Raw genomic sequence first — 725 nt, 5'->3', positions numbered from 1 at the left:
CTGATAATCACATTTGTCGAACCTCCGAAGTTATTATTTCTAGAAACCGTAACACCGGCAAGTTTACCAGACAATGAATTCACAAAGTTTACACCTTTAGCTTTGCTAATATCTTCTGATTCTATCTTTTGAGTTGCATATCCCAAAGATTTTTTAGATCTACTTATACCAAGAGCTGTTACTACGATTTCATCTAGTGAAGTAGCATCTTGATACATCGTCATATTTACTGTAGTCTCATTTCCTACTAATTTTTCTTCTGTTTTAAAACCCAGATAAGAAAAAATAAGTGTTTGACCTGCTTCTACCTGCAAAGAGTAATTACCATCAAAATCAGATTGTGCACCAGATGATGTTCCTTTGACTAGAATATTTACTCCTGGAAGAGGAATCCCAGAATCCTCTGTTATTTTACCGGATACTGTTTTTTCTTGTGCAAAACCTAGTGTACAAAAAATCAGCATGAGTATAACCGAAAGATTAATTTTTGTGTTCATTAGTTTGTTTTATTAAATTTTAAAATTACTTGACGGATCTTTTGGTATTTTCCCAAGTACCTGATCCATAATTTTGTAGAAAGATTTAAGACGTAGAAGTATATCTATGATTAACTTTTAAGATGATATTCCTATTTGTCTTTTCTTATCAATCCCCTTTGTAATGTTTTAGAAAGAAGGATATGGGATTTTAGTTTTGTTTACGATTTTTGTAAAGTTTAGTTTCCA

1 protein-coding gene is annotated in these 725 nt (G+C 31.6%); it reads right to left on the bottom strand.

Annotation, left to right across the window (positions count from 1 at the left end):
- On the bottom strand, window positions 1-497 hold a 497-nt coding region (locus Z054_RS29655; protein ID WP_035093932.1), incomplete at its 3' end, for a carboxypeptidase-like regulatory domain-containing protein.
- Window positions 498-725 lie beyond the last annotated feature (228 nt).

Origin of the sequence: Aquimarina macrocephali JAMB N27 (assembly GCF_000520995.1) — a bacterium.
Lineage (GTDB): Bacteria > Bacteroidota > Bacteroidia > Flavobacteriales > Flavobacteriaceae > Aquimarina > Aquimarina macrocephali.
The sequence above is the reverse complement of the archived record's forward strand: the minus strand, read 5'-3'. Positions and strand labels throughout refer to the sequence as shown.